A 20,277-nucleotide genomic window follows, 5' to 3' on the forward strand; every position below is an offset into this window, starting at 1 on the left:
TTCCTTATTCCTGGCGCGGCAGCGCATCAAAATATCTTTGCAGAATAATAGCCGCTGCAGCCGCGTCATCGGGAGCATTGCCAACGATCTCCTGGGCGGCCAGACTGGAACCGCGCTCATCGACCAGCGTCACCGGTAATCCGTATCGACCCTCGAGCTGGTTGGCGAACCGTCGCGCCTGACGCGTGGCAATCTGCTCACCACCAGATTCCGTCAACGGCAAGCCCACCACCAGCATGTCTGGTTGCCATTGCACAATCAGCTCCTCGATGCGCGCAAATCGTTTGACCTTTTCGGCTGAGTCAATGATTTCCAGCGGCCTGGCACTCCCGATCAGAACATTGCCAAGTGCTACGCCCAGGCGCTTGGTGCCATAATCAAACGCTAGTATGGTTCGCTCATCAGGCATGTCCTGCCGATCCTGCCAGCATTGCAGGATCCACACCAAGCAGCCGCATGGCAGCAGGATAGCGAGACTCTGCAGGCTCCTCAAAAATAATCGACTCTTTGGCGGGCACGGACAACCAGGCGTTTTGTGCAAGTTCTTGCTCAAGCTGACCAGCACCCCAGCCGGCATAGCCCAGTGTCACAAAAATCTTTTCAGGTCCCTCGCCACTGGCCACAGCCTGCAACACATCACGCGAAGTCGTCAAGGCCAATGTATCGCCCAAGCGGATGCTGGAACTAAAGTCGCCAGCCGGCTTGTGCAATACAAACCCTCGATCGCTTTGAACGGGCCCGCCAAAATGCACCGGCAAATCGGATTGGCATGTGCTCGTTTGTTCCAGGTCAACTTGCTCGAGCAGACTACCCAAACTCAGATCCGTCGGCCGGTTGATGACCAAGCCCAGCGCCCCCCGATCTGAATGCTCGCAAACGTAGATCACCGTGCCGGCCAGGTCGCCCTCAACCATGCCAGGCATCGCCATCAAAAAATGGCCAGATAGATCCACGCTCGCACTCATTTAATCTTAGACTTCCATCATTTCAAAGTCTTCTTTACGTGCGCCACACTCAGGGCACACCCAGTTCGGTGGCACGTCCTCCCACTTGGTACCCGGGGCGATGCCCTCTTCCGGGCACCCCTCAGCTTCATCATAAATCCAGCCGCAAATCAAACACATGTAAGTACGCATAGTTACCTTGTCAGTTCTTTTACAATGCAATCCTGTGTAATCTTACCTAAAGTCTAGCCAATTGCTCGTTGCAACCCCACCCACTGTGCTTGTGTTTGGCCTGTTCGATCCGACCGGCCGCACCGACATTCCAGCTGACAGCATCACCTGCGCGGCTCATGGCGCGCATGCGCTATGCGTACCCACGGCAATGGCCATCTCGGATACAGCTGGCATTCACGGACTTGAGCGCGCAAATGCTGAGCAAATCGACGAGCAGGCACGTTGCCTGCTTGAAGACATGCCGGTGGCGGCTATCAAGGTCGGCACCGTGATGTGCCCTGAAATCGCTAGTGTCATTGCCAGCGTGGCAGCCGACTACAGCGATGCCCCCATGGTGTTACAGCTTGGCCCACAAGAAAACCCTCAAGACACGCCAGATCAGGACATGGAGGGTGGCGAGGTAGCACCTAGCGTCGGGGCCACCCTGGAGCTGCTGTTGCCACAGGCCTCGGTCGTCGTGATGCCAGCTAGCGCCATGACGCGTTGGCTAAACGACGAGGTGTTGAATAATTTCAACCCCGCGGACGGCCCTGCAGCTCTATTAACGCTAGGCGCCACCTGGGCGCTGGTCACGGGATTTGCCCAACGACCGGGGTCTCTGGTCAATCTGCTGCTAGGCCCTGAGGGCGAGACAATCGCCTTGCCATGCCCGCCCAACGCCGCGCTGCCACAGCGCCTACAGGATCTCAGTGGACTGACCGCAACGGCGCTGGCCTGTGGCTTGGCTCAAGGCATGACGGTGATCGACTCTGCCAAACTTGCCTGTGACTATGCCGAGCAGGCTGCCAGCAAAGCATTTCAGGCTGGTATGGGACAAAAGCTCGCCAACCGCCACAAGTCCGGCAAACCATGAAACAAGCGCTGCGATTTCCGTCTGGTCTTTATGGAGTTACGCCCGATTGGCATGATGCCGATCGATTAGAGCAGGCGATACGACAGGCCGCGGCTGGCGGCATGACAGCCGTGCAATTGCGGCTTAAAGAGGTGACCCCGACGCAACGCCGAGCGATCGCCCAGCACCTCTTGCCAGTTTGCCGAGACCTGCAAGTACCACTCATCATGAATGATGACTGGCAGCTAGCGATAGAACTTGGAGCAGATGGCGTACATCTGGGCAAGGATGACGCTGATCCGGCCCAAGTGCGCAGTCAACTACCCCCGTCAATGCTGCTAGGTGTGTCGTGCTATTCAGATTTGGATAGAGCCCGACAGATGCTGGCTGTTGGCGTGGACTACATCGCATTTGGAGCCATGTTCAGCTCGGGCACCAAACCACAAGCCTCTCGAGCCCAGCTCACGATACTGACCCAGGCGCAGGCGCTCGTCAAATCGATGGCACCCAGACCAGCAGTGGTTGCCATCGGTGGCATCACGGCCGACAATGCTGCTAGCGTACTGGCAGCGGGTGCCGATAGTCTGGCGGTCGTCGGTGGGCTATTTATAACTGACGATATTACAAACACCGCACATCGTTTTAATACGCTTTGGCCGACCGTTTGAGGCCAGTGACTGTATGAGTTAACCCAAGCAGGAGAAGATGGATGAGTACCAACGCTGAACTGTTCGAACGCGCCTGTCGCAGCATTCCGGGCGGAGTCAACTCACCCGTTCGGGCGTTTCGCTCAGTCGGCGGCACCCCACGGTTCGTCGCACGTGCTCAGGGTCCTTACTTCTGGGATGCAGAGGACAAACGTTACATCGACTACATCGGCTCGTGGGGTCCTGCCATCCTCGGCCACGCACACCCGGCTGTGGTCAAGGCAGTTCAAGAGGCAGCTGTGCACGGCTTATCGTATGGCGCACCCACAGAGGCGGAAATCGAGATTGCAGAGCTTTTGATCGAGCGCTTGCCCAGCATGGAACAAGTGCGTCTGGTCAGTTCAGGTACAGAAGCCACCATGAGCGCCATACGCTTGGCACGCGGGGCAACCGGCCGCAACAAAATCATCAAGTTTGAAGGTTGCTATCACGGCCATGCTGATAGTCTTCTGGTCAAAGCAGGCTCTGGCTTGCTGACATTTGGCAATCCAACCTCTGCCGGTGTGCCAGCCGAGTTTGTGTCACACACCATCGTGCTGGACTATAACGACAGTCAAGCTGTGCGCGAGGCATTTCAGACCCATGGCAAAGAGATCGCATGCGTGATTGTTGAGCCCATGGCAGGCAACATGAACCTGGTCAAGCCAGCGCCAGGGTTTCTGGAAACCTTGCGTGAGCTTTGCACCGCCTATGACTCGGTGTTGATCTTTGATGAGGTGATGACTGGGTTTCGGGTCGGGCCTCAAGGTGTGCAAGGCATCACAGGGGTCACGCCAGATCTCACCACGCTGGCCAAGGTCATTGGTGGCGGTATGCCGATCGGTGCATTTGGCGGGCGGGCGGACATCATGAATCATATTGCACCGCTAGGCGGGGTATATCAGGCAGGCACTCTGTCGGGTAACCCGGTGGCTGTGGCAGCCGGCATCAAAACACTGCAGTTACTTGGCGAACCGGGTTTTTATGACCAACTTGGTGCACAAACCCGCAAGCTGACTGAAGGGCTCACGCAACAAGCCAAACGCCATGGCATACCATTTAGTGCCGACTCTGAAGGCGGCATGTTCGGCATTTACTTTGCCCAGGCGGTTCCCAAAAGCCTGAATGATGTGTCTGCTAGTGACATTGAGCGATTCAAAAAGTTTTTCCATGGCATGCTTGACCAAGGGGTGTATTTCGCACCATCAGCCTATGAAGCAGGTTTTGTCTCAGCCATGCATGACGACAGTGTCATCGATGCCACCATCTCGGCTGCAGATGCCGTATTCAAATCACTTGTCTAAAGATATCAAGGTCCAAAGGTTTTAACCATCATGGCTGTCAACCTCGTCATTCCTGAACGCAACACGATCTACGCAGTGCCTGGCGTAGAAATCGGCATCACAGCGGCTGGCATCCGCAAGAAAGACCGGCCAGACCTGACCGTGTTCAAGTTGGCGCCTGGCACCACCGTAGCGGGTGTCTTTACGACCAACCGCTTTCGTGCAGCGCCTGTCATCGTCTGCGAAGAGCACCTCGGCGCCAGAACATCTATCGGCGCGCTGGTGATCAACACCGGCAACGCCAATGCTGGTACGGCAGAACAGGGGATGGTTCGGGCTCGCCGTATGTGCGCAGCCACTGCACAAGCGCTAGGCATTGATGCGCAGGCGGTATTGCCATTCTCTACTGGCGTGATCCTTGAGCCCCTGCCGATTGATCGCATCGAAGCCGGAATTCCAAAGGCAGTCAGCGGTCTGAGTGCCGAGAATTGGTATGAAGCTGCACACAGCATCATGACCACGGACACGTTGCCCAAGATTTACTCCTCACGCATCCAGATACAAGGCAAAACAATCACCATCACCGGCATCAGCAAGGGCGCTGGCATGATTCGACCCAACATGGCAACCATGTTGGGCTACTTGGCCACGGACGCCAGGATTGCGCAACCGCTACTGCAATCGCTGACTCGCGAGATCGCCAACCAGTCGTTTAACCGCATCACGGTTGATGGTGATATGTCAACGAACGATTCGTTCATCGTGATGGCAACTGGTCAATCCGAGCTCACGATCCAGGCCGAGACGGACCCAGGCTACGATGAACTAAAGGCTGCACTGGCCCATGCCGCCAAAGACTTAGCCTGCAAGATTGTGCGAGACGCCGAAGGTGCCACCAAGTTCATGACAATTACGGTAGATGATGCAGGCTCTCACGAGGAGGCACTAAAAGTCGCGTATGCAATCGCTCACTCGCCGCTGGTTAAAACAGCTTTTTTTGCGAGCGATCCGAATCTCGGGCGAATTCTCGCAGCGATTGGCTATGCTGGCATTGCCGACTTAGATGTCTCCAAAACCCGGCTTTGGCTAGGCGATGTGCTGGTGGCCAGCGCGGGTGGACGCGACCCAAACTACCAAGAAGAAGATGGACAGCGCGTGATGCGAGAGCCGGAGATTTTGGTGCGCGTCTCGCTTGGGCGTGGTGCGGTATCCGAGACCGTCTACACCTGCGACTTTTCTCATGAATATGTCAGCATCAACGCTGACTACCGTTCTTGATCACATCATGTCACAAACAACCAATTCACAAGATATCTCCGAACTCATCACGCTAGCCAATGGCGTGCTCAAACAGTTGCAAGCCTGGCTGCCGCCAGCGCCACCCCCGGTTGACTGGAATGCCAGGGCATTTCGTTGGCGCAAGCGCGGCACTGCCCACGGCTGGTTAGATGCCATTGCCCACCCGCACCGCATCACCCTGGAGGATCTGCAACATATCGAGCGCCAGAAAACCGTGATTGAACGCAATACGCTGCACTTTGTGCAGGGTAAGCCAGCCAATCATGTGCTGATGACAGGATCGCGCGGCACCGGTAAAAGCTCGTTGGTCAAGGCCATGTTGGCGCAGTTTGGGGATCAGGGCCTGCGCCTGATCGAGGTTGACAAAGCAGACCTTGGTGATCTGGCTGATATTGTGGATTGCGTGGCTGACCGTCCTGAACGATTTATCGTGTTTTGTGATGACTTGTCATTTGAAGAAGGCGAGTCAGGCTACAAGGCCCTGAAATCCGTACTGGATGGATCAGCCGCCGCGACGGGTGACAATGTGCTGATCTACGCTACGTCGAACCGACGCCACCTGATGCCTGAGTACATGAATGAGAATCTTCAGGCCAAACACCAACCAGACGGTGAAGTCCACCCGGGCGAAACAGTCGAAGAAAAAATCTCCCTCTCAGAGCGCTTCGGGTTATGGCTGTCGTTTTACCCATTTCGCCAAGACGATTATCTTGATATCGTCGCGCATTGGCTGCGCGAGCTTGGGTGCTCGGAAGCCTCCATCACCGAGGCGCGCACCGAAGCCCTGCAATGGACGCTGGAACGCGGCTCACGTTCCGGACGGGTAGCATGGCACTTTGCGAGGGACTGGGCTGCCCGTCATGCCTGAGGCAGTGACTGATCCCATCATTGACGTTGCCGTTGGCGTATTACTCACGGATAACGGCAAGGTATTGCTAGGTGATCGACCCGCGGGTAAGCCATGGGCTGGTTGGTGGGAGTTACCTGGGGGCAAGCTCGAACCCGGTGAGTCGGTGATGCAAGCGCTTGGGCGTGAGCTCAAGGAAGAGCTCGGCATTGAGCTGACGGATGCCACACCATGGGTGACCTACATTCACCGCTACCCAACCACGACTGTCAGGCTGCACTTTTGTCGTGTCACTGGTTGGGTGGGCGAGCCACAAACACTTGAGCAACAACAACTCAAATGGGTGGATATTGCAACGGCTACTGAATTGCCAGACCTATTGCCAGCCGCATACCCTCCGTTGCGTTGGCTGAAATTGCCAAGCAAGTACCTGATTTCATCAGCACACTCATCAATGGGCCATGCTGCCTTTTTGGATAAGCTTCAAGTCGCGATGGCACAAGGCGTCAAACTCGTCCAGTGGCGTGAACCAGCTTGGGACACACCGGATATGCATGCCGTATTTGAACAGGTTAAATCCTGTTGCCACGCCCATGGCGCCAAACTACTCATCAACAGCGTTCATGACAAGGCACTCTGGCATCTGGCTGACGGCGTACATTTGCGAGCCGAAGACGCTAAAAAGCTCTCGGGTAGACCTGTAGCGCTGCAAGGCAAGCTAGTCGGGGTGTCAACGCATAACGAACAAGAGTTAGCGATTGCCCGTGCCATTGAAGCTGATTTTGTAGTGCTTGGACCTGTACTGCCAACCGCATCACATCCGGGCGCCGCTACTCTGGGCTGGGATGAGTTCGAACGGCTCAACCAGTTAGCTGGTCTACCCGCATTTGCCATCGGAGGCCAAAGTAGTGCTTCGTTGGCGCTCGCTCAATCACGGGGCGCTCACGGCATTGCTGGTATTGCTCATCTGATCGACTGACCAACCACCACCGAGCGCTGTCACCAGCTTGACGCTGGCCGACAAGCGATCGCCCATAACACCGATCGCGTTACGTTCGTTATTTAACAGCGTTGTTTCCAGCAGCGCCACACTTAAATAATCCACCAAGCCTTTCTCATACTGATTACGCCGAATCCGCAAAGATTCACGAGCAGCTGCCACCGCAGAGGCCTGCACTTGCTGAACTTGCGCAAGCACCCTTAATTGCACCAGCGCATCCTCAACTTCTTGCAGGGCTCGAAGTGATGTCAAGCGGTAGCTGGCCGCTTGTGCCCTGAATCCGGCTTGTGCGTCTTCAATCTGGGCTTGACGTCGGCCACCATCAAATATCGCCATGGCCAAGGCGGGACCCAAAGCCCAGAACTGGGCCGGCGCATTAAACCACTGCGTGAACTGACGCGATCGGTAACCGCCGCTGGCGGAGATGGTCAAGTCTGGAAACCAAGCAGCAGTCGCTACGCCGATTCGCGCATTGGCTGCAGCGGTGCGTCGCTCGGCTGCTGCGATGTCAGGACGCCGTTGCAGCAGCGCGGACGGAACGCCCACTGGAATCTGAGGCGGCTGGACACTCAAGTCGACTTTGACCGCTAGTTCAAAGCTTGACGGTGCCTCACCAAGCAGCACAGCAATGGCATTTTCAAGTTGAGCACGACGCCACTGCAGGTCCAAACGCTGCGCTCGTGCTGTATCAAGCTGTGTTTGTGCAACCGCCACGTCACCTTTGTCAGTCAAACCAGCCTTTTGCAGGCTTTCGGTCATGCGCAACGATCGCTCATACGAAGTAACTGTGCGGTCGAGCAAGTCAGCCTGAACATCTAGCACTCGAACCTGAAAGTAAGTACTTGCCAGTGCGGCCTGTGCACTTAGCTTGGCACCTGCAAGATCTGCCGCACTGGCCTGCGCGGAGGCTTGTGCAGACTCCACGCCGCGACGAATGCCACCCCAAAGATCAATCTCCCAGCTCAGACCAAGGCTGGCGTCATATTCGGTGTAAGCACCGGATCCGCCGGCCACAACGGGCGATCCGGGTAGCAAGATTGGTGCATCGGCTCGCACGAGATCGGCATTTAAACCCAACGTCGGATAAAGCGCCGCGTTGGCCGAGCGCACTGAGGTGAGTGCCTGGTCGTATTGCGCCTGTGCCTGCTCAATGCTTAAGTTTTGTGCATTCAACGTGGCCATCAGACCATTGAGCACGTTGTCATTAAAAATTTGCCACCACTGCTGACCGATCGCCGGTGTTCCCGGCTTTGCAGGCATCCAGCCTGGGTTGTCCTGTAACTGCTCGAAAGCCGTGCCGAGACTTACCTCCGGGCGCTGGTAATCCGGTCCGACCGTACATGCAGCCAACACGACTGAGAGAAACAGTGGGATTAAACGGGCTGAACGACCCGTGCAGTTGGACATCGATTGCTACCTAAGCATTACAAACAGCACTAGAGTGCGCACAGCGCATATCGAAATGCGATGTCACGTTGGACTGGCTGAGGTTTGGATTGCCCTGACTGTTCAGAAAACCGAACCCATGCCATGTACTTGTTGGCGCTCATCTCTGGAAAAACATTAAGCTGCGGGTCAATCCAGACTCGCAGCAACTGGTAAGACTTGCCACCAAGCATTTGCTGAAACGCACCATTGCGAGCGATCTCGTCATGGGTTTCGCCAGCTTGCCGTAATAAGCGCATGATAAGGCCAATGCCTTGATCCAATGGCAACAGCGGCTCGATCCACTGCCGCAGATCAGCACATCGTACAGCTTCAGGCTGGCATTGCCACGCGTGAAATGAAGGCATGTCGACTTGCGTGCCGCCACCAGCAACCGCTAGTCGGCCTCGTAGGCTCGTTAGCCAATCGTTGTCGCGCAATGTCTGACCGGTACGACCCTGCCCGGTTAGTGCTGCATGGGCGAGATCAATGTCGTCAATCACCTTGCAAAGTGCCTGATCATCAACCCCGGGGTGATCTTTCAGTGCCGAGAACGCGGCCTTCTGTCGCTCAAGATCCTGTAACACGCCACCCTTGACGTCTGTACGCTCAGTGGCATCAAGCACATCGAACAGTGCACTAAGTGCAACTTGGTGAAGACGAGCATCACCCGGACCAGCAAAAAACTTGAGCCTGTCCAGCAAATACTCTAGACGCATCCAGGCCCGCACGCGCTCATTGAAGGGATATTCAAAGCGCATCACGGCCTAGCACATGTCGACATAAATGATCATCCCGTTAGGTTACACCACTGCTGGTGCAAACCCAAGACCTGAGCCCTAAGCTCAGTCGTAGATATGTGAGCCCCATTGTCGAGGACATCGTCAGCAGCGGCGAGCCGCTGCTGACGGCTAGCCTGAGCCTCAATAATTTGTTCAATACGCTCACGGCTCAGACCACTGCGCGTCTGAACCCGCTCAATCTGAGTCTGTCGGTCGCAGTCAACCACGCAAACCCTGTCCACGCGGTCAACCCATCGCCCTGACTCAATGAGCAAAGGCACCACAAACACCACATAGCAACCGCTCGCCTGCGAGGTCTGACGTTGCACTTCCTGGGCAATCAGCGGATGCAAAATTGCCTCTAGACGCTTACGATCGCGAGGTTCATTAAATACGCGGTCGCGCATGTAATCTCGGTCCATCGCCCCCGCCGCCGAGATGGCTTGCTCTCCAAAAGCGGTTCGAATTGGCTCGATCGCTTGCCCACCAACGGCAGTGAGCGCATGAGCGATCACATCAGTGTCAATCACGGTGGCACCCAACTCGGCCAACATGTCTGCCACCTTGGTTTTACCGGAACCAATTCCGCCCGTGAGTCCTAACTTAAACATGATTTAGCAACATGACCGTACTTGCTCCCACCGCCAAAAACGGGCCGAACGTGACATACGCGGGTCGTCCATGACCTGCCAGCACTACCAGTGCAGTATAGACAAGCATGGCCAGACATGCGATGACCCAGACTAGCGGTAAAGACTGCAGCCCCAGCCATGCCCCAATGCCAGCCAGTAATTTGGCATCGCCCTGCCCGATAGCAAGGGTACCGCGCCAGCGCTCATGTAAGTCATTAAGCAACCATGGCAACAACCAGCCCAACACCATACCCCAGGCGTAGTTTGCAGCGGGCAGCCAAGTGTCGTTTGTCATTGCATGCCAAGCCAAGCCAGCTATCATCATTAGCAAGTTGAGCTCATTGGGCAATAGCCCCGTATTTGCATCAATCAGACCAAGCAAGCCCAGCACAGCCAGCCATAGCACCCAAGGGGCAAGCGCAAACGCTGAACCAGGCACCACAGTCGTCAAGCCCGCGATGTTAACGACGTACCAGACTGCAAACCAGACATAAGCACCACGCATTTTTGGACAATGTGATGGGGCGCCATAAACCAAGACGGCTTCTTGCATTAACCGCACGGAGCAGCGCTGGGCTGTCAATGCCACCAAACCACCCAAGGGCAGCGCCCAAAGCCATGTCACAAAAACATCACTCAACATGGCGGATCAAGATCAATCGATCGATTGCAACATATCTGCCGGACAAAGAATCAGTTCCAGTTAGCAGTCGCTTGATCCCCCGAATATGCGTAGAATGCGTGGTGTTACTAAACGATTTTGTGCGGCCTGCCATGCGTGTGTTCATGCCTACTCTTAAATGGTTTTCTAAAAGATCCCACTCTGTCGGCGTCGCGGCCGCCATCTTGGGTCTAACAGGCTGCGCGCAAATGCAGCAACCGGGGTATTACAACCCCCCTCCGGCTAGCTCAACTCAGGACGCGATTGTGTTCGCAGAGGGCGGTGTCACCCGCCAAACAGTCAATGCCCCCTCTCAGATACAGATCAAATTACGCTCCAATGAACCGGTCCAATCCCAAAGCACCACAGTTGCTCAGGCAGACGGGCTAACGCCGGCTGGGCAAAGCGCGCTCGCGCAGAAGATCCAACAAGACGAAGTCACCCCACAAAACACGCTGTTTGCCAAACCTGAGACGTTTTTTGGGACACTGCCTTGCTTTCATAAAGATATGCGTTGCATCGCGCAGCAGGTCACGCTCACGCTAGCGCCGAATGGCCGATGGCGAGCAAGAGTCAGTTATCTCGAAAACCAACAAGCTAGCGGTGGCGCTCAAACCATGCAAGGATGCTGGCGCGGCGTTCTCATGCGCCCGCCGCGCCTCATGCTGCTAGGTGAGGACAAAAACGTGCGAGCCGAATTGACCATGACATCGTCCCAAGTGCTTCAACTTCGCAGCATCGACGGCCAGACGCCTAACCTGACTTACACGCTGAGCCGACAACCCGATCTTGATCCGATTTCTGAACTCGACGGGGTCGCCGCCCCGTCATGTAATTGAGTTTGGGATCAGAGACGATCAGCGCCTGGCCGGTGCGCATTTGGTCTGCAAGGCTCGGGTCGCCATAAATTGCCCTAGCCAGTTGGACGGCGTTATCTACATTCATCTTGCGAAAAATCCTTGCGCGATGTGACTCCACCGTACGCATTGAAATACCGAGCTCCATGGCAATCACCTTATTGGCTTTACCTTCTGTAACGGGATAAAGCATTTGACGCTCACGAGCTGTCAAGCCATCCCAACCAATCCCATCAATAATCCGTTCTTTTTTTCTTCGCATACTGCCTATCCTTAAAATAGTTGCGTATTGCTTCGCACAAGATGTTCTGGTCTTGGTTAATGCGCTTGCGCGCTCAATCCAAGCTCCTGACGCTCAGTTGCACCGCAGAACGTGTCGCAAAAATTCAATCCAATTTCTCATCGCGGTGAAACTCGCGTTCTTTCGAAGTTTTCCGCTACCGACGTACTGAAGGCGGCGTTACGGTTAGCTTGGACAATGTCACCGTGGTGCACGGTAAAACTTGACTCCTTCACGCTTGCTAACGGCAAACTGTTAGTCGAGTCCATATATGACGGATATGCCCTACTCGCCAAAGACCACCTGGTTTTACACCAGCCACGCTCGGAGCCCAGAGCTTTGGTGCAAGCGCATAAAGCTCAACAACTCCTCGAGTGTTTGAATGAACCCTCGTGCAAGGGCTGCCGCTAAGGCAGCAGTCCTTGGAGGATTTTGTAGGTGGTAGTCTCTCAAACCTGGATCGGGGGCGAAAGCTGTCAAATCTGACAGCTGGGGGTTACCCTAGATGGGGATTGACATCGAGGCTAGTTTAAATTTCTAGATTGTCGATTAGACGCGTTGCACCAAGCTTGGCTGCGGCAAGTACTACCAAGGGCTCGCGAGCGGCGACCTCTGCTTCGGTAGGAACTAACAAATCGCGCTGACGACGAATGGCAATGTAGTCCACCTGCCAGCCATTGGCCGTTAAGGTATCAATGGCTCGGCTTTCAAGTGCTGCGGTCTCGACGGCACCATCATGAACAGCCTTCTGTATTTGTTTTAACTGCGCATAGAGAGTGGGCGCTTCTTGTCGGTCGGTATCGGAGAGATAGACGTTGCGCGAAGATAGAGCCAACCCGTCTTGAGCACGCACCGTTTCATGTGCCAGGATGTCAACTGGTAGCTGAAACTGTCGACACATGGCACGTACCACCATCAGTTGCTGGTAGTCTTTTTTTCCGAACACTGCCACACGTGGTTGCACACAAGAAAAGAGCTTGAGCACCACCGTACTTACCCCCTGGAAAAAACCGGGCCGATAGTGCCCCTCCAGAATATCGCCAAGATCACCTGGCGGCTGGACTCGGAAAGTCTGTGGTTCTGGATAGAGCTCACGCTCATCGGGCGCAAACAGGACGTATACATCACGAGCAGTTTCAAGCTTGGCGATATCGTCAGCCAAGGTGCGCGGGTATTTGTCAAAATCCTCATTGGGCCCAAACTGCAAACGATTAACAAAAATGCTGGCAACGACTGGGTCACCATGTTGCCGAGCGGTTCGCATGAGCGCCAAATGCCCCTCATGCAGGTTGCCCATCGTTGGCACAAAAGCCACGCGGTTTTGGCCACGCAAGTGATCGCGTAACTCTTCTATGGTGTGAACAACTTTCAAGGTTTCCTCCAGCCCTTTTGCTGCCAACTTAGGCCGGCATACTTGAGTAGGATAGGCGTACGTAGATGGGTGCGTAGGGTTCGGCCTGAGTAATTTCCAGCAACGACTCCCGGGCGAGCTCAAGCATCGCCAGAAAATGCACCACGACCACTGCCACGGGTGCACCTTCGTTTACGCGGCTCATAAATAGGTCGCTGAATTCGATAAATCGCACCCCCGAGAGATGCCTCAGGATATGGGTCATGTGCTCACGTACAGACAACTGCTCACGAGTGATGTGATGGTGCGCATTGAGTTTGGCTCGACGAATGATGTCAGCCCAGGCCGCTTGCAAGTCGGCGAGTTGCACCATCGGTAAGATTTTCTCGACCTCAAAGTCGGCACTGGCTTGCGCATTGTAAAAATCCCGACCAATACGAGGCAATTCATCCAGCTTTTGTGAGGCGATCTTCATCTGCTCATACTCCAGCAGCCGCCGAACGAGCTCTGCACGCGGGTCTTCTGGCTCTTGACCGTCTTCACGTGGCGCTACTGGTAAAAGCATTCTGGCTTTAATTTCAATGAGCATCGCAGCCATGAGCAAATACTCGGCGGCAAGCTCAAGATTAGTCGCCCTGATTTGCTCGACATACGAGAGGTACTGACCGGTGACTTCTGCCATCGGAATGTCAAGCACATTGAAATTCTGTTTGCGAATTAGATAAAGCAACAGGTCGAGCGGCCCTTCAAATGTCTCGAGAAACACCTCAAGCGCATCGGGAGGGATGTACAGATCTTGCGGAAGATTAAAAAGGGGCTCGCCATACAGGCGAGCAATGGCCACCGAGTCAACCACATCAGGGGTTGAGTCCACCGGTGGCGCAACTAGCGCCTCGAGTGCCTGGTCATTTGAGCCGGGATCGGACATGAATCGTCAATCGTTTTGATAGACGTACGGTCGTTGCGGCACCTTGGCCTGCTTGAAACCCTCAAGCAGCTCAGGGTCCTGGGGACGATCCCACAGGCGCGCACGTCCCTCTCGCTGCTTTTGCTCAGCATCGGGGTGCTGCTGCTTGTATTGCTTAATAAACTGCGTGATGTCGGACTCGTAATGACTAGCCATGGTGGAAGTATCCCTGCAGAGAACCAAATCTGAACCTTAGTGTGCTAATTCTACTGTAGGGAGGCGCCGATTTTGCGGCGCACAAGATCAAAACCTCGCCTAGTGCAGAATCTGACTTAAGAACAACTTGGTTCGATCTGATTGCGGGTTGTCGAAGAACGCTTCAGGATTGTTTTGTTCGATGATTTCACCCTGATCCATGAAGATCACTCGATTGGCGACCTTGCGAGCGAACCCCATCTCGTGGGTGACGCAAAGCATGGTCATACCGCTTTGCTCGGCAAGCTCCACCATGACATCAAGCACTTCCTTGACCATCTCCGGGTCAAGTGCTGAAGTTGGCTCATCAAACAGCATGATCTTGGGGTTCATGCAAAGCGAGCGGGCAATCGCCACCCGCTGCTGCTGACCACCAGAGAGCTGACCAGGATACTTGTTGGCCTGCTCAGGAATACGGACCCGCTCCAGGTATTTCATGGCTTGTGCCTCAGCCTCAGCCTTAGGCTTTTTCAAGACCCAGATCGGTCCAAGCGTGAGGTTCTCCAACACCGTCAAATGGGGAAACAGATTGAAGTGCTGAAACACCATGCCGACTTCACGCCTGATCGTTTCAACATCTTTGATATCGCTCGTTAATTCCGTACCGTCAATGATGATCTGACCTTGCTGGTGCTCTTCGAGACGATTCAAGCACCGTATCAGGGTGGACTTACCCGACCCGGATGGGCCGCAAATCACGATACGCTCCCCGGAGGCTACCGACAAATTAATGTCTCGAAGTACGTGAAACTTGCCGTACCACTTATTGACATTGATCATTTGAATCAGATCTTGATCCATCCCCTATTTCTCCACGCTTGGACTCAGCCTGCTAACGGCTGTGTCCGGTTGCCAGCCGCCGCTCAAGCGCCTGGCTGTATTTGGACATCGAATAACAAAACACAAAATAAATCGCCGAGATAAACACATAGACCTCAACCCCGAAACCTTGCCAGGCTGGATCAGTCAATGCCGCTTTGGCTGCCAGGGTCAAATCAAAAATTCCGATAATGACTACCAGTGATGTGTCCTTGAACATCGCAATAAACACACTGACCAAAGGCGGAATCACTATCTTGAGTGCCTGCGGCAAGATAATGAGTCGTGTCTGCTGCCAATAGGTCAAGCCCAATGAATCAGCGCCCTCATATTGACCTTTCGGAATGGCCTGCAAGCCCCCTCTGACAGTCTCTGCGACGTAGGCGGCGGCAAACAAGATAATAGCGATTAAGGCTCGCAACAACTTGTCGATAGTCAACCCCTCTGGCAGAAACAGTGGCAGCATGACTGACGACATAAAGAGCAGGCTAATCAGTGGCACACCACGTATCAGTTCAATGTAGATCACGCATATCGACTTGATAGCAGGCAATTTAGATCGCCGTCCAAGTGCCAGCACCACCCCAAAGGGAAATGCCAGAGCGATGCCAAAGGTCGCCAGAATCAAGGTCAGCGGCAAGCCGCCCCAGAGGGTGTTCTCAACGTAGGTCAAACCGAAGACACCACCCCACATCAGCACGGCGACAACAGTCAAGCCAACCACCCAAAGCGGCAATAACCAGATATTCCAGAGTCTGCGCCAGCCACTGGCCACGATCATCGCGACCAGAAGCACCATCGATACCAGCGGCCGCCACTGTTCATCAAACGGGTAAGTGCCGAACAAGATCAGCCGATGTTTTTCTGCGATAAATGCCCAACAGGCTCCCGAGGCCTCGTGGCATTCAAGACCATTGGCCGCCGTCAGCTTGGCCTGGAAAAACGCCCACTCGAACAGGGCTGGCACAGCAATCACCAGCAACCAACCAGAGAGAAATGTCAGCACGCTATTGAACGGACTGGAAAACAGGTTTTGTCGCATCCAGCCAACTGCACCTACCTGACTGGCTGGTGGCTCGCGACTGGGGATGGCATTGATCGGTTCGGTCGTCATGATCAACGCTCCACTAGCGCAATGCGCGCGTTATACCAGTTCATGAAGAACGAAATCGACAAACTCACCGTCAGATAGGCAGCCATGATGATCATGATTCCTTCAATCGCTTGGCCGGTCTGATTCATGGTGGTGTTAACAACCGAGACAATGTCCGGATAGCCGATCGCCACCGCTAGCGAACTGTTCTTGGTGAGGTTTAAGTACTGACTGGTCATGGGCGGAATAATGACGCGCAGCGCCTGCGGTAGCACCACCAGTCTGAGCGCCAGATTACGTCTCAAACCTAATGATTCAGCTGCCTCCCACTGCCCACGACTGACCGCTTGAATACCTGAGCGAACCACCTCGGCGATAAACGCGGCGGTGTAGATCACCAAACCTAGAAGTAGTGCGGCAAACTCTGGAGTCAAGGTTAAACCGCCACGGAAATTAAAGCCCTGCAACACAGGCACGTTCAGACTCAAATTCGACCCGCTGATCCACCACGCCAGAAGCGGACAGGCAACCATCAATCCAATCCCAACCCGCCAGACTGGAAACAGTTGTCCGGTCTGCTCTTGACGTCGACGCGACCAGTTTGCCAGCACCAAAGTCGCCAAGACAGCCAACACAAACCCACCGGCCAGCCATGTCAAACCATCGCCCTCTAGCGCTGGCAGCTTAAGACCCCGATTTGATAAAAATACGCCCGGCATCGGGTTAAGCGCCTGTCGCGGTCCCGGCAGGTTCTCTGCAATGATTGCGTACCAGAAAAAGAGTTGCAACAAGAGGGGCACATTCCGCATCACCTCTACGTAAATGCTGGCGATTTTGGCCACCAGCCAATTGCTCGACAAGCGAGCAATGCCGATGATGGTACCCAGTAGGGTGGCCAAAACAATCCCTATGGCTGCTGCGCGCAGCGTGTTGAGAAGCCCAACGCTTAATGCGCGTGAATAAGTGTCCGCTGGCGTGTATTCGATCGGCGCCTCACCAATCGCGAAACCAGCTTCACGATCCAGAAACCCAAAACCGGTGGCGATATTACGCACTGACAGGTTATGCAGGGTGTTGGACACCAAGTACCAAACGCCGATCGCAACCAAGCCCACCACCAGAACCTGGTAGGCAATGGCTCGTACTTTAGGGTCGTTCCAGGCACGCTTTGGTTTACTGGCTGCTTTGGCAGACACGCCAGTGGTTGGATTACTCATGGGCATTGAACAACTGAGGTTAGCTGGCCATGGCTTATGACCAGCTTGCGCAACGGGTCAATCCCGTTGCGCGATTACACCAAATTAACGAATGGGCCAGCCGTACATCAGGCCGCCATTGCGCCACGTGGCGTTAAGACCACGCTCCAGCTTCATTGGACTGCCTTGACCGACATTGCGCTCAAAGCTCTCGCCGTAGTTACCAATTTGGCTCACGATGTTGTAGGCCCACTGATCATCAACACCGAGGTTTTTACCCATACCTGGGGTCACACCAAGGATACGCTGAACGTTGGGATCGTTGCTCTTGAGCATCTGATCAACGTTCTTTGATGTAATGCCATACTCTTCGGCCTCGATCATGGCAAACAAAGCCCAGCGAACGACGTTAAACCAGGCTTCGTCACCCTGACGCACCATAGGGCCAAGTGGCTCCTTGGAAAACGTCTCGGGCAAGATCAAGTAGTTATCCGGATTAGGTAGCGTGGTGCGAACCGACGCCAGCTGAGACTTGTCGGTGGTAAAAGCATCGCAGCGGCCAGCCGTAAATGCACGCACGGTCTCGTCAAGCTTCTCTACCACGACCGGCTGGAACTGCAAATTGTTAGCACGGAACCAGTCAGCCAGGTTCAGCTCGGTGGTCGTGCCAGGCTGTACGCAAATCGTGGCACCGCCCAACTCCTTGGCGCTTTTTACGCCTAGTTCTTTCTTGACCATGATGCCCTGACCATCATAGAAGTTGATCCCGGCGCCGATCAAACCAAGCGTCGTATCACGGGTTAGCGTCTGGGTCGTGTTACGCGTGAGCACATCGATTTCACCAGACTGCAGTGCGGTGAAACGCTGCACTGGCGTAAGCGGAGTGACCTTGAACTTGGATGCATCGCCAAACATGGTCGCCGCCACGGCGCGGCACATATCAATGTCTAGTCCAGTCCAGTTACCCTGGCTATCGGGGTTAGAGAATCCGGCCAAGCCAGTGGACACACCACATTGCACAAAGCCTTTTTGTTTAACCGCGTCAAAAGTCTGACCAGCTTGCGCCACGGTGGCTGTGGCAAACAGGGCGGCGCCAATGGCAGCCAGTTTAAGAGTTTTCATGTAAAGCTCCATCAAAGAGTTGATTGCGACGCAACCACATCACCAGATCTGAGGATATATAGATCCCCGAGCTGCGATCGTAGCCGCACCTTGCCAGAATCGGCATGGGGGAAAACCCCCTATAGGCTTACAAAAGCAAATTTCACGCCAACCTGAAGGTTTACACTAGCGCAACTACAAAACAGCCTCATCATGATCGAGTTTCAACACGTCTCAAAGTCCTACGGCACCGGCTCCCACATCCTGGAGGATATTTCGTTCAGGGTGACAGCCGGAGAGTTTGTGTTCATTGCCGGTCCCTCCGGGGCAGGCAAGTCCACCTTGCTTAAACTAATCGCTGGCCTTGAGCCCTGCTCCAAAGGCAGCATCCACGTCAATGGGCAAAGGCTGGACCAAATCACCGCTAGGGCAAGACCCTATCTGCGTCGCGCCGTTGGCGTCATCCTGCAAGACACCCATTTGTTGTATGACCGTAGCGCATTGGATAACGTCATGCTCCCTTTAGCAGTGGCTGGCCACCCGACCGGTATTGCACGCTCTCGCGCGCGCGCCGCCCTACAAAAGGTCGGGCTCAGCGGCAAGGAAGAAGCCAATCCGATTTCATTGTCTGGCGGTGAACAGCAAAGACTGGCTATTGCGCGTGCGATTGTGAATCGTCCCGCGTTGCTAATCGCTGACGAGCCCACCGCCAACCTAGATCGGGAAACTGCGCGCAAGGTCATGTCAGTCTTTAGAGACTTTAATCAAGTGGGGGTGACCACGCTGGTAGCGACCCACGATGAGGACTTGATGGCACAGTACGCGCAACGCGTGTTTGTGGTGGAACCGGGGCGTTTCCGGGATTTTCCGGTGTCTAAAACATGAAGCGGCTGCTTGAACATCATCGCTACGCTCTGGCAGTCACCGTACGACGCTTAATTGGGCAGCCATTTTCATTTTTTTCCAACGTTGTTGTCATCGCACTGGCCTTAACACTGCCCCTGCTTGGTGCATCGGTGCTGGTATCGGTGCAACCACTGACCCAACATGTATCAGCTAACCCGGCCATCACCGTTTTCATGACACCCGATGCTAGCCTTGAGCAAGCACAAGCGGTCGCGCAGGAAATTCGCAGTCGTGACGACCCAGTGGTCCTTGAGGTCCGCCTGATCTCAAAAGAGACCGCCTATGAGTTACTGCGCGGCAATCAGGCATGGCGCCAGGCGCTTGAGGTATTGCCAGACAATCCACTCCCACATGCTGTGAGTGTCACCATCGCTGCCGATGAGGCCATGGCTACCAACGCCGATGTACTCGCGCGGCAGTGGCAGCAACTCGATGGCGTTGCCTTTGTCCAACTCGACAGCATCTGGGTGCAACGAATCGAAGCACTATTGCGTATTGGCAATATCGGGCTGGCCATGGTCACACTCATCATCGCGTTAGTCGTACTGGCTGCCGTCTTTAACACGGTACGTATGCAGGCTTTGTCATTGCGCGAAGAAATCGCCGTGGCGCGCCTTGTAGGCGCTACCGAGTCATTTGTCAGAAGACCTTTTTTATATCAGGGTGGCATCACCTGCGCGATTGCAGCGTTGATTGCCATCGGGCTTGCAAGTGCCGCACTGACGCCCTTAAATGAGGCATTAAGCGGGTTATCTCGCACATACGATGCTCTGTTTGCTTTGCACCTACCCGATGCCCTAAGCCTTTTTCTCTATGTACTGGCAGCCATCAGCCTTGGCGCTTTTTCTGCTCGCTGGTCTGTGACACGTCACACCCGCTATTAAATC

24 protein-coding genes are annotated in these 20,277 nt (G+C 54.8%); 9 read left to right on the forward strand and 15 right to left on the reverse strand.

The window, feature by feature from the left end; all coding sequences use genetic code 11:
* Nucleotides 1-4 precede the first annotated feature (4 nt).
* Genes ruvX through DHf2319_RS12000 form a run of 3 tightly spaced genes read right to left on the reverse strand, consistent with a single transcriptional unit; the run spans nt 5 to nt 1,136 of the window.
* Complete coding sequence (ruvX, locus tag DHf2319_RS11990; protein WP_243478592.1) at nt 5-409, reverse strand: Holliday junction resolvase RuvX; 405 nt, start codon at nt 407-409, stop codon at nt 5-7.
* Complete coding sequence (locus DHf2319_RS11995) at nt 402-965, reverse strand: YqgE/AlgH family protein (RefSeq protein ID WP_243478593.1); 564 nt, start codon at nt 963-965, stop codon at nt 402-404. The genes ruvX and DHf2319_RS11995 overlap by 8 nt, the downstream gene beginning before the upstream one ends.
* A gap of 6 nt (nt 966-971) precedes the next feature.
* Nucleotides 972-1,136, reverse strand: coding sequence for a rubredoxin (locus DHf2319_RS12000; RefSeq protein WP_243478594.1), 165 nt, complete (start codon nt 1,134-1,136; stop codon nt 972-974).
* Nucleotides 1,137-1,197: 61 nt separating this feature from the next.
* On the opposite strand from DHf2319_RS12000, the gene DHf2319_RS12005 reads away from it, so the two are divergent.
* From DHf2319_RS12005 to DHf2319_RS12030, 6 genes are read left to right on the forward strand one after another with little or no spacing between them, the layout of a single operon-like run.
* On the forward strand, nt 1,198-2,031 hold the full coding sequence (locus tag DHf2319_RS12005; protein WP_243478595.1) for a bifunctional hydroxymethylpyrimidine kinase/phosphomethylpyrimidine kinase: 834 nt from the start codon (nt 1,198-1,200) through the stop codon (nt 2,029-2,031).
* Nucleotides 2,028-2,678, forward strand: coding sequence for a thiamine phosphate synthase (gene thiE / locus DHf2319_RS12010; protein ID WP_243478596.1), 651 nt, complete (start codon nt 2,028-2,030; stop codon nt 2,676-2,678). The genes DHf2319_RS12005 and thiE overlap by 4 nt, the downstream gene beginning before the upstream one ends.
* A gap of 41 nt (nt 2,679-2,719) precedes the next feature.
* Nucleotides 2,720-4,000: a glutamate-1-semialdehyde 2,1-aminomutase gene (gene hemL, locus DHf2319_RS12015; protein ID WP_243478597.1), complete on the forward strand. Its 1,281-nt coding sequence runs from the start codon at nt 2,720-2,722 to the stop codon at nt 3,998-4,000.
* Between the two features lie 30 nt (nt 4,001-4,030).
* A complete protein-coding gene (argJ, locus tag DHf2319_RS12020) occupies nt 4,031-5,257 on the forward strand; it encodes a bifunctional glutamate N-acetyltransferase/amino-acid acetyltransferase ArgJ (protein ID WP_243478598.1) in 1,227 nt (408 codons plus the stop codon).
* A gap of 7 nt (nt 5,258-5,264) precedes the next feature.
* Nucleotides 5,265-6,146 (forward strand): ATP-binding protein, encoded by an 882-nt coding sequence (locus DHf2319_RS12025; RefSeq protein ID WP_243478599.1) that lies wholly within the window; start codon nt 5,265-5,267, stop codon nt 6,144-6,146.
* A 4-nt stretch (nt 6,147-6,150) separates the two neighbouring features.
* Complete coding sequence (locus DHf2319_RS12030; protein ID WP_243480101.1) at nt 6,151-7,104, forward strand: Nudix family hydrolase; 954 nt, start codon at nt 6,151-6,153, stop codon at nt 7,102-7,104.
* On the opposite strand, the gene DHf2319_RS12035 is transcribed toward DHf2319_RS12030, so the two are convergent.
* Genes DHf2319_RS12035 through DHf2319_RS12050 form a run of 4 tightly spaced genes read right to left on the reverse strand, consistent with a single transcriptional unit; the run spans nt 7,057 to nt 10,607 of the window.
* Nucleotides 7,057-8,532, reverse strand: a complete 1,476-nt coding sequence (locus DHf2319_RS12035) for an efflux transporter outer membrane subunit (RefSeq protein WP_243478600.1) — start codon at nt 8,530-8,532, stop codon at nt 7,057-7,059. The genes DHf2319_RS12030 and DHf2319_RS12035 overlap by 48 nt on opposite strands.
* 29 nt (nt 8,533-8,561) lie before the next feature.
* On the reverse strand, nt 8,562-9,311 hold the full coding sequence (gene zapD, locus DHf2319_RS12040; protein WP_243480102.1) for a cell division protein ZapD: 750 nt from the start codon (nt 9,309-9,311) through the stop codon (nt 8,562-8,564).
* A gap of 29 nt (nt 9,312-9,340) precedes the next feature.
* Nucleotides 9,341-9,943 carry a dephospho-CoA kinase gene (gene coaE, locus DHf2319_RS12045; protein ID WP_243478601.1) on the reverse strand — a complete coding sequence of 201 codons (603 nt, stop codon included), beginning with the start codon at nt 9,941-9,943 and terminating at the stop codon, nt 9,341-9,343.
* Nucleotides 9,936-10,607, reverse strand: a complete 672-nt coding sequence (locus DHf2319_RS12050; RefSeq protein WP_243478602.1) for a prepilin peptidase — start codon at nt 10,605-10,607, stop codon at nt 9,936-9,938. The genes coaE and DHf2319_RS12050 overlap by 8 nt, the downstream gene beginning before the upstream one ends.
* 227 nt (nt 10,608-10,834) lie before the next feature.
* On the opposite strand from DHf2319_RS12050, the gene DHf2319_RS12055 reads away from it, so the two are divergent.
* A complete protein-coding gene (locus DHf2319_RS12055; protein WP_243478603.1) occupies nt 10,835-11,464 on the forward strand; it encodes a hypothetical protein in 630 nt (209 codons plus the stop codon).
* On the opposite strand, the gene DHf2319_RS12060 is transcribed toward DHf2319_RS12055, so the two are convergent.
* The 8 genes from DHf2319_RS12060 to DHf2319_RS12095 all read right to left on the reverse strand — a co-directional run bounded on the left by DHf2319_RS12060 (nt 11,379) and on the right by DHf2319_RS12095 (nt 18,505).
* Nucleotides 11,379-11,744, reverse strand: a complete 366-nt coding sequence (locus tag DHf2319_RS12060; protein ID WP_243478604.1) for a response regulator transcription factor — start codon at nt 11,742-11,744, stop codon at nt 11,379-11,381. The genes DHf2319_RS12055 and DHf2319_RS12060 overlap by 86 nt on opposite strands.
* A 547-nt stretch (nt 11,745-12,291) precedes the next feature.
* Nucleotides 12,292-13,134: a pantoate--beta-alanine ligase gene (panC, locus tag DHf2319_RS12065; RefSeq protein ID WP_243478605.1), complete on the reverse strand. Its 843-nt coding sequence runs from the start codon at nt 13,132-13,134 to the stop codon at nt 12,292-12,294.
* 28 nt (nt 13,135-13,162) lie between these two features.
* Nucleotides 13,163-14,041, reverse strand: coding sequence for a segregation and condensation protein A (locus tag DHf2319_RS12070; RefSeq protein ID WP_243478606.1), 879 nt, complete (start codon nt 14,039-14,041; stop codon nt 13,163-13,165).
* 6 nt (nt 14,042-14,047) lie between these two features.
* Entirely contained in the window at nt 14,048-14,236 is a 189-nt protein-coding gene (locus tag DHf2319_RS12075) for a DUF3460 family protein (protein WP_243478607.1), read from the reverse strand.
* Nucleotides 14,237-14,335: 99 nt separating this feature from the next.
* On the reverse strand, nt 14,336-15,076 hold the full coding sequence (locus tag DHf2319_RS12080) for an amino acid ABC transporter ATP-binding protein (RefSeq protein ID WP_305802158.1): 741 nt from the start codon (nt 15,074-15,076) through the stop codon (nt 14,336-14,338).
* A gap of 31 nt (nt 15,077-15,107) precedes the next feature.
* Entirely contained in the window at nt 15,108-16,208 is a 1,101-nt protein-coding gene (locus DHf2319_RS12085; protein ID WP_369810194.1) for an amino acid ABC transporter permease, read from the reverse strand.
* Nucleotides 16,209-16,210: 2 nt separating this feature from the next.
* Nucleotides 16,211-17,404, reverse strand: coding sequence for an amino acid ABC transporter permease (locus tag DHf2319_RS12090; protein WP_243478609.1), 1,194 nt, complete (start codon nt 17,402-17,404; stop codon nt 16,211-16,213).
* A gap of 84 nt (nt 17,405-17,488) precedes the next feature.
* Nucleotides 17,489-18,505, reverse strand: a complete 1,017-nt coding sequence (locus DHf2319_RS12095; RefSeq protein WP_243478610.1) for an amino acid ABC transporter substrate-binding protein — start codon at nt 18,503-18,505, stop codon at nt 17,489-17,491.
* A 192-nt stretch (nt 18,506-18,697) separates the two neighbouring features.
* Here DHf2319_RS12095 and DHf2319_RS12100 point away from each other — a divergent pair, with 192 nt between their 5' ends.
* Together DHf2319_RS12100 and DHf2319_RS12105 are read left to right on the forward strand one after the other, a co-directional pair.
* The gene (locus DHf2319_RS12100; RefSeq protein WP_243478611.1) at nt 18,698-19,369 is read left to right on the forward strand and encodes a cell division ATP-binding protein FtsE; all 672 of its coding nucleotides are present in this window, start codon (nt 18,698-18,700) and stop codon (nt 19,367-19,369) included.
* On the forward strand, nt 19,366-20,274 hold the full coding sequence (locus DHf2319_RS12105) for a cell division protein FtsX (RefSeq protein WP_243478612.1): 909 nt from the start codon (nt 19,366-19,368) through the stop codon (nt 20,272-20,274). The genes DHf2319_RS12100 and DHf2319_RS12105 overlap by 4 nt, the downstream gene beginning before the upstream one ends.
* The last annotated feature ends 3 nt before the right edge of the window (nt 20,275-20,277 follow it).

Origin of the sequence: Orrella daihaiensis (assembly GCF_022811525.1) — a bacterium.
Classification (GTDB): Bacteria; Pseudomonadota; Gammaproteobacteria; order Burkholderiales; family Burkholderiaceae_B; genus Algicoccus; species Algicoccus daihaiensis.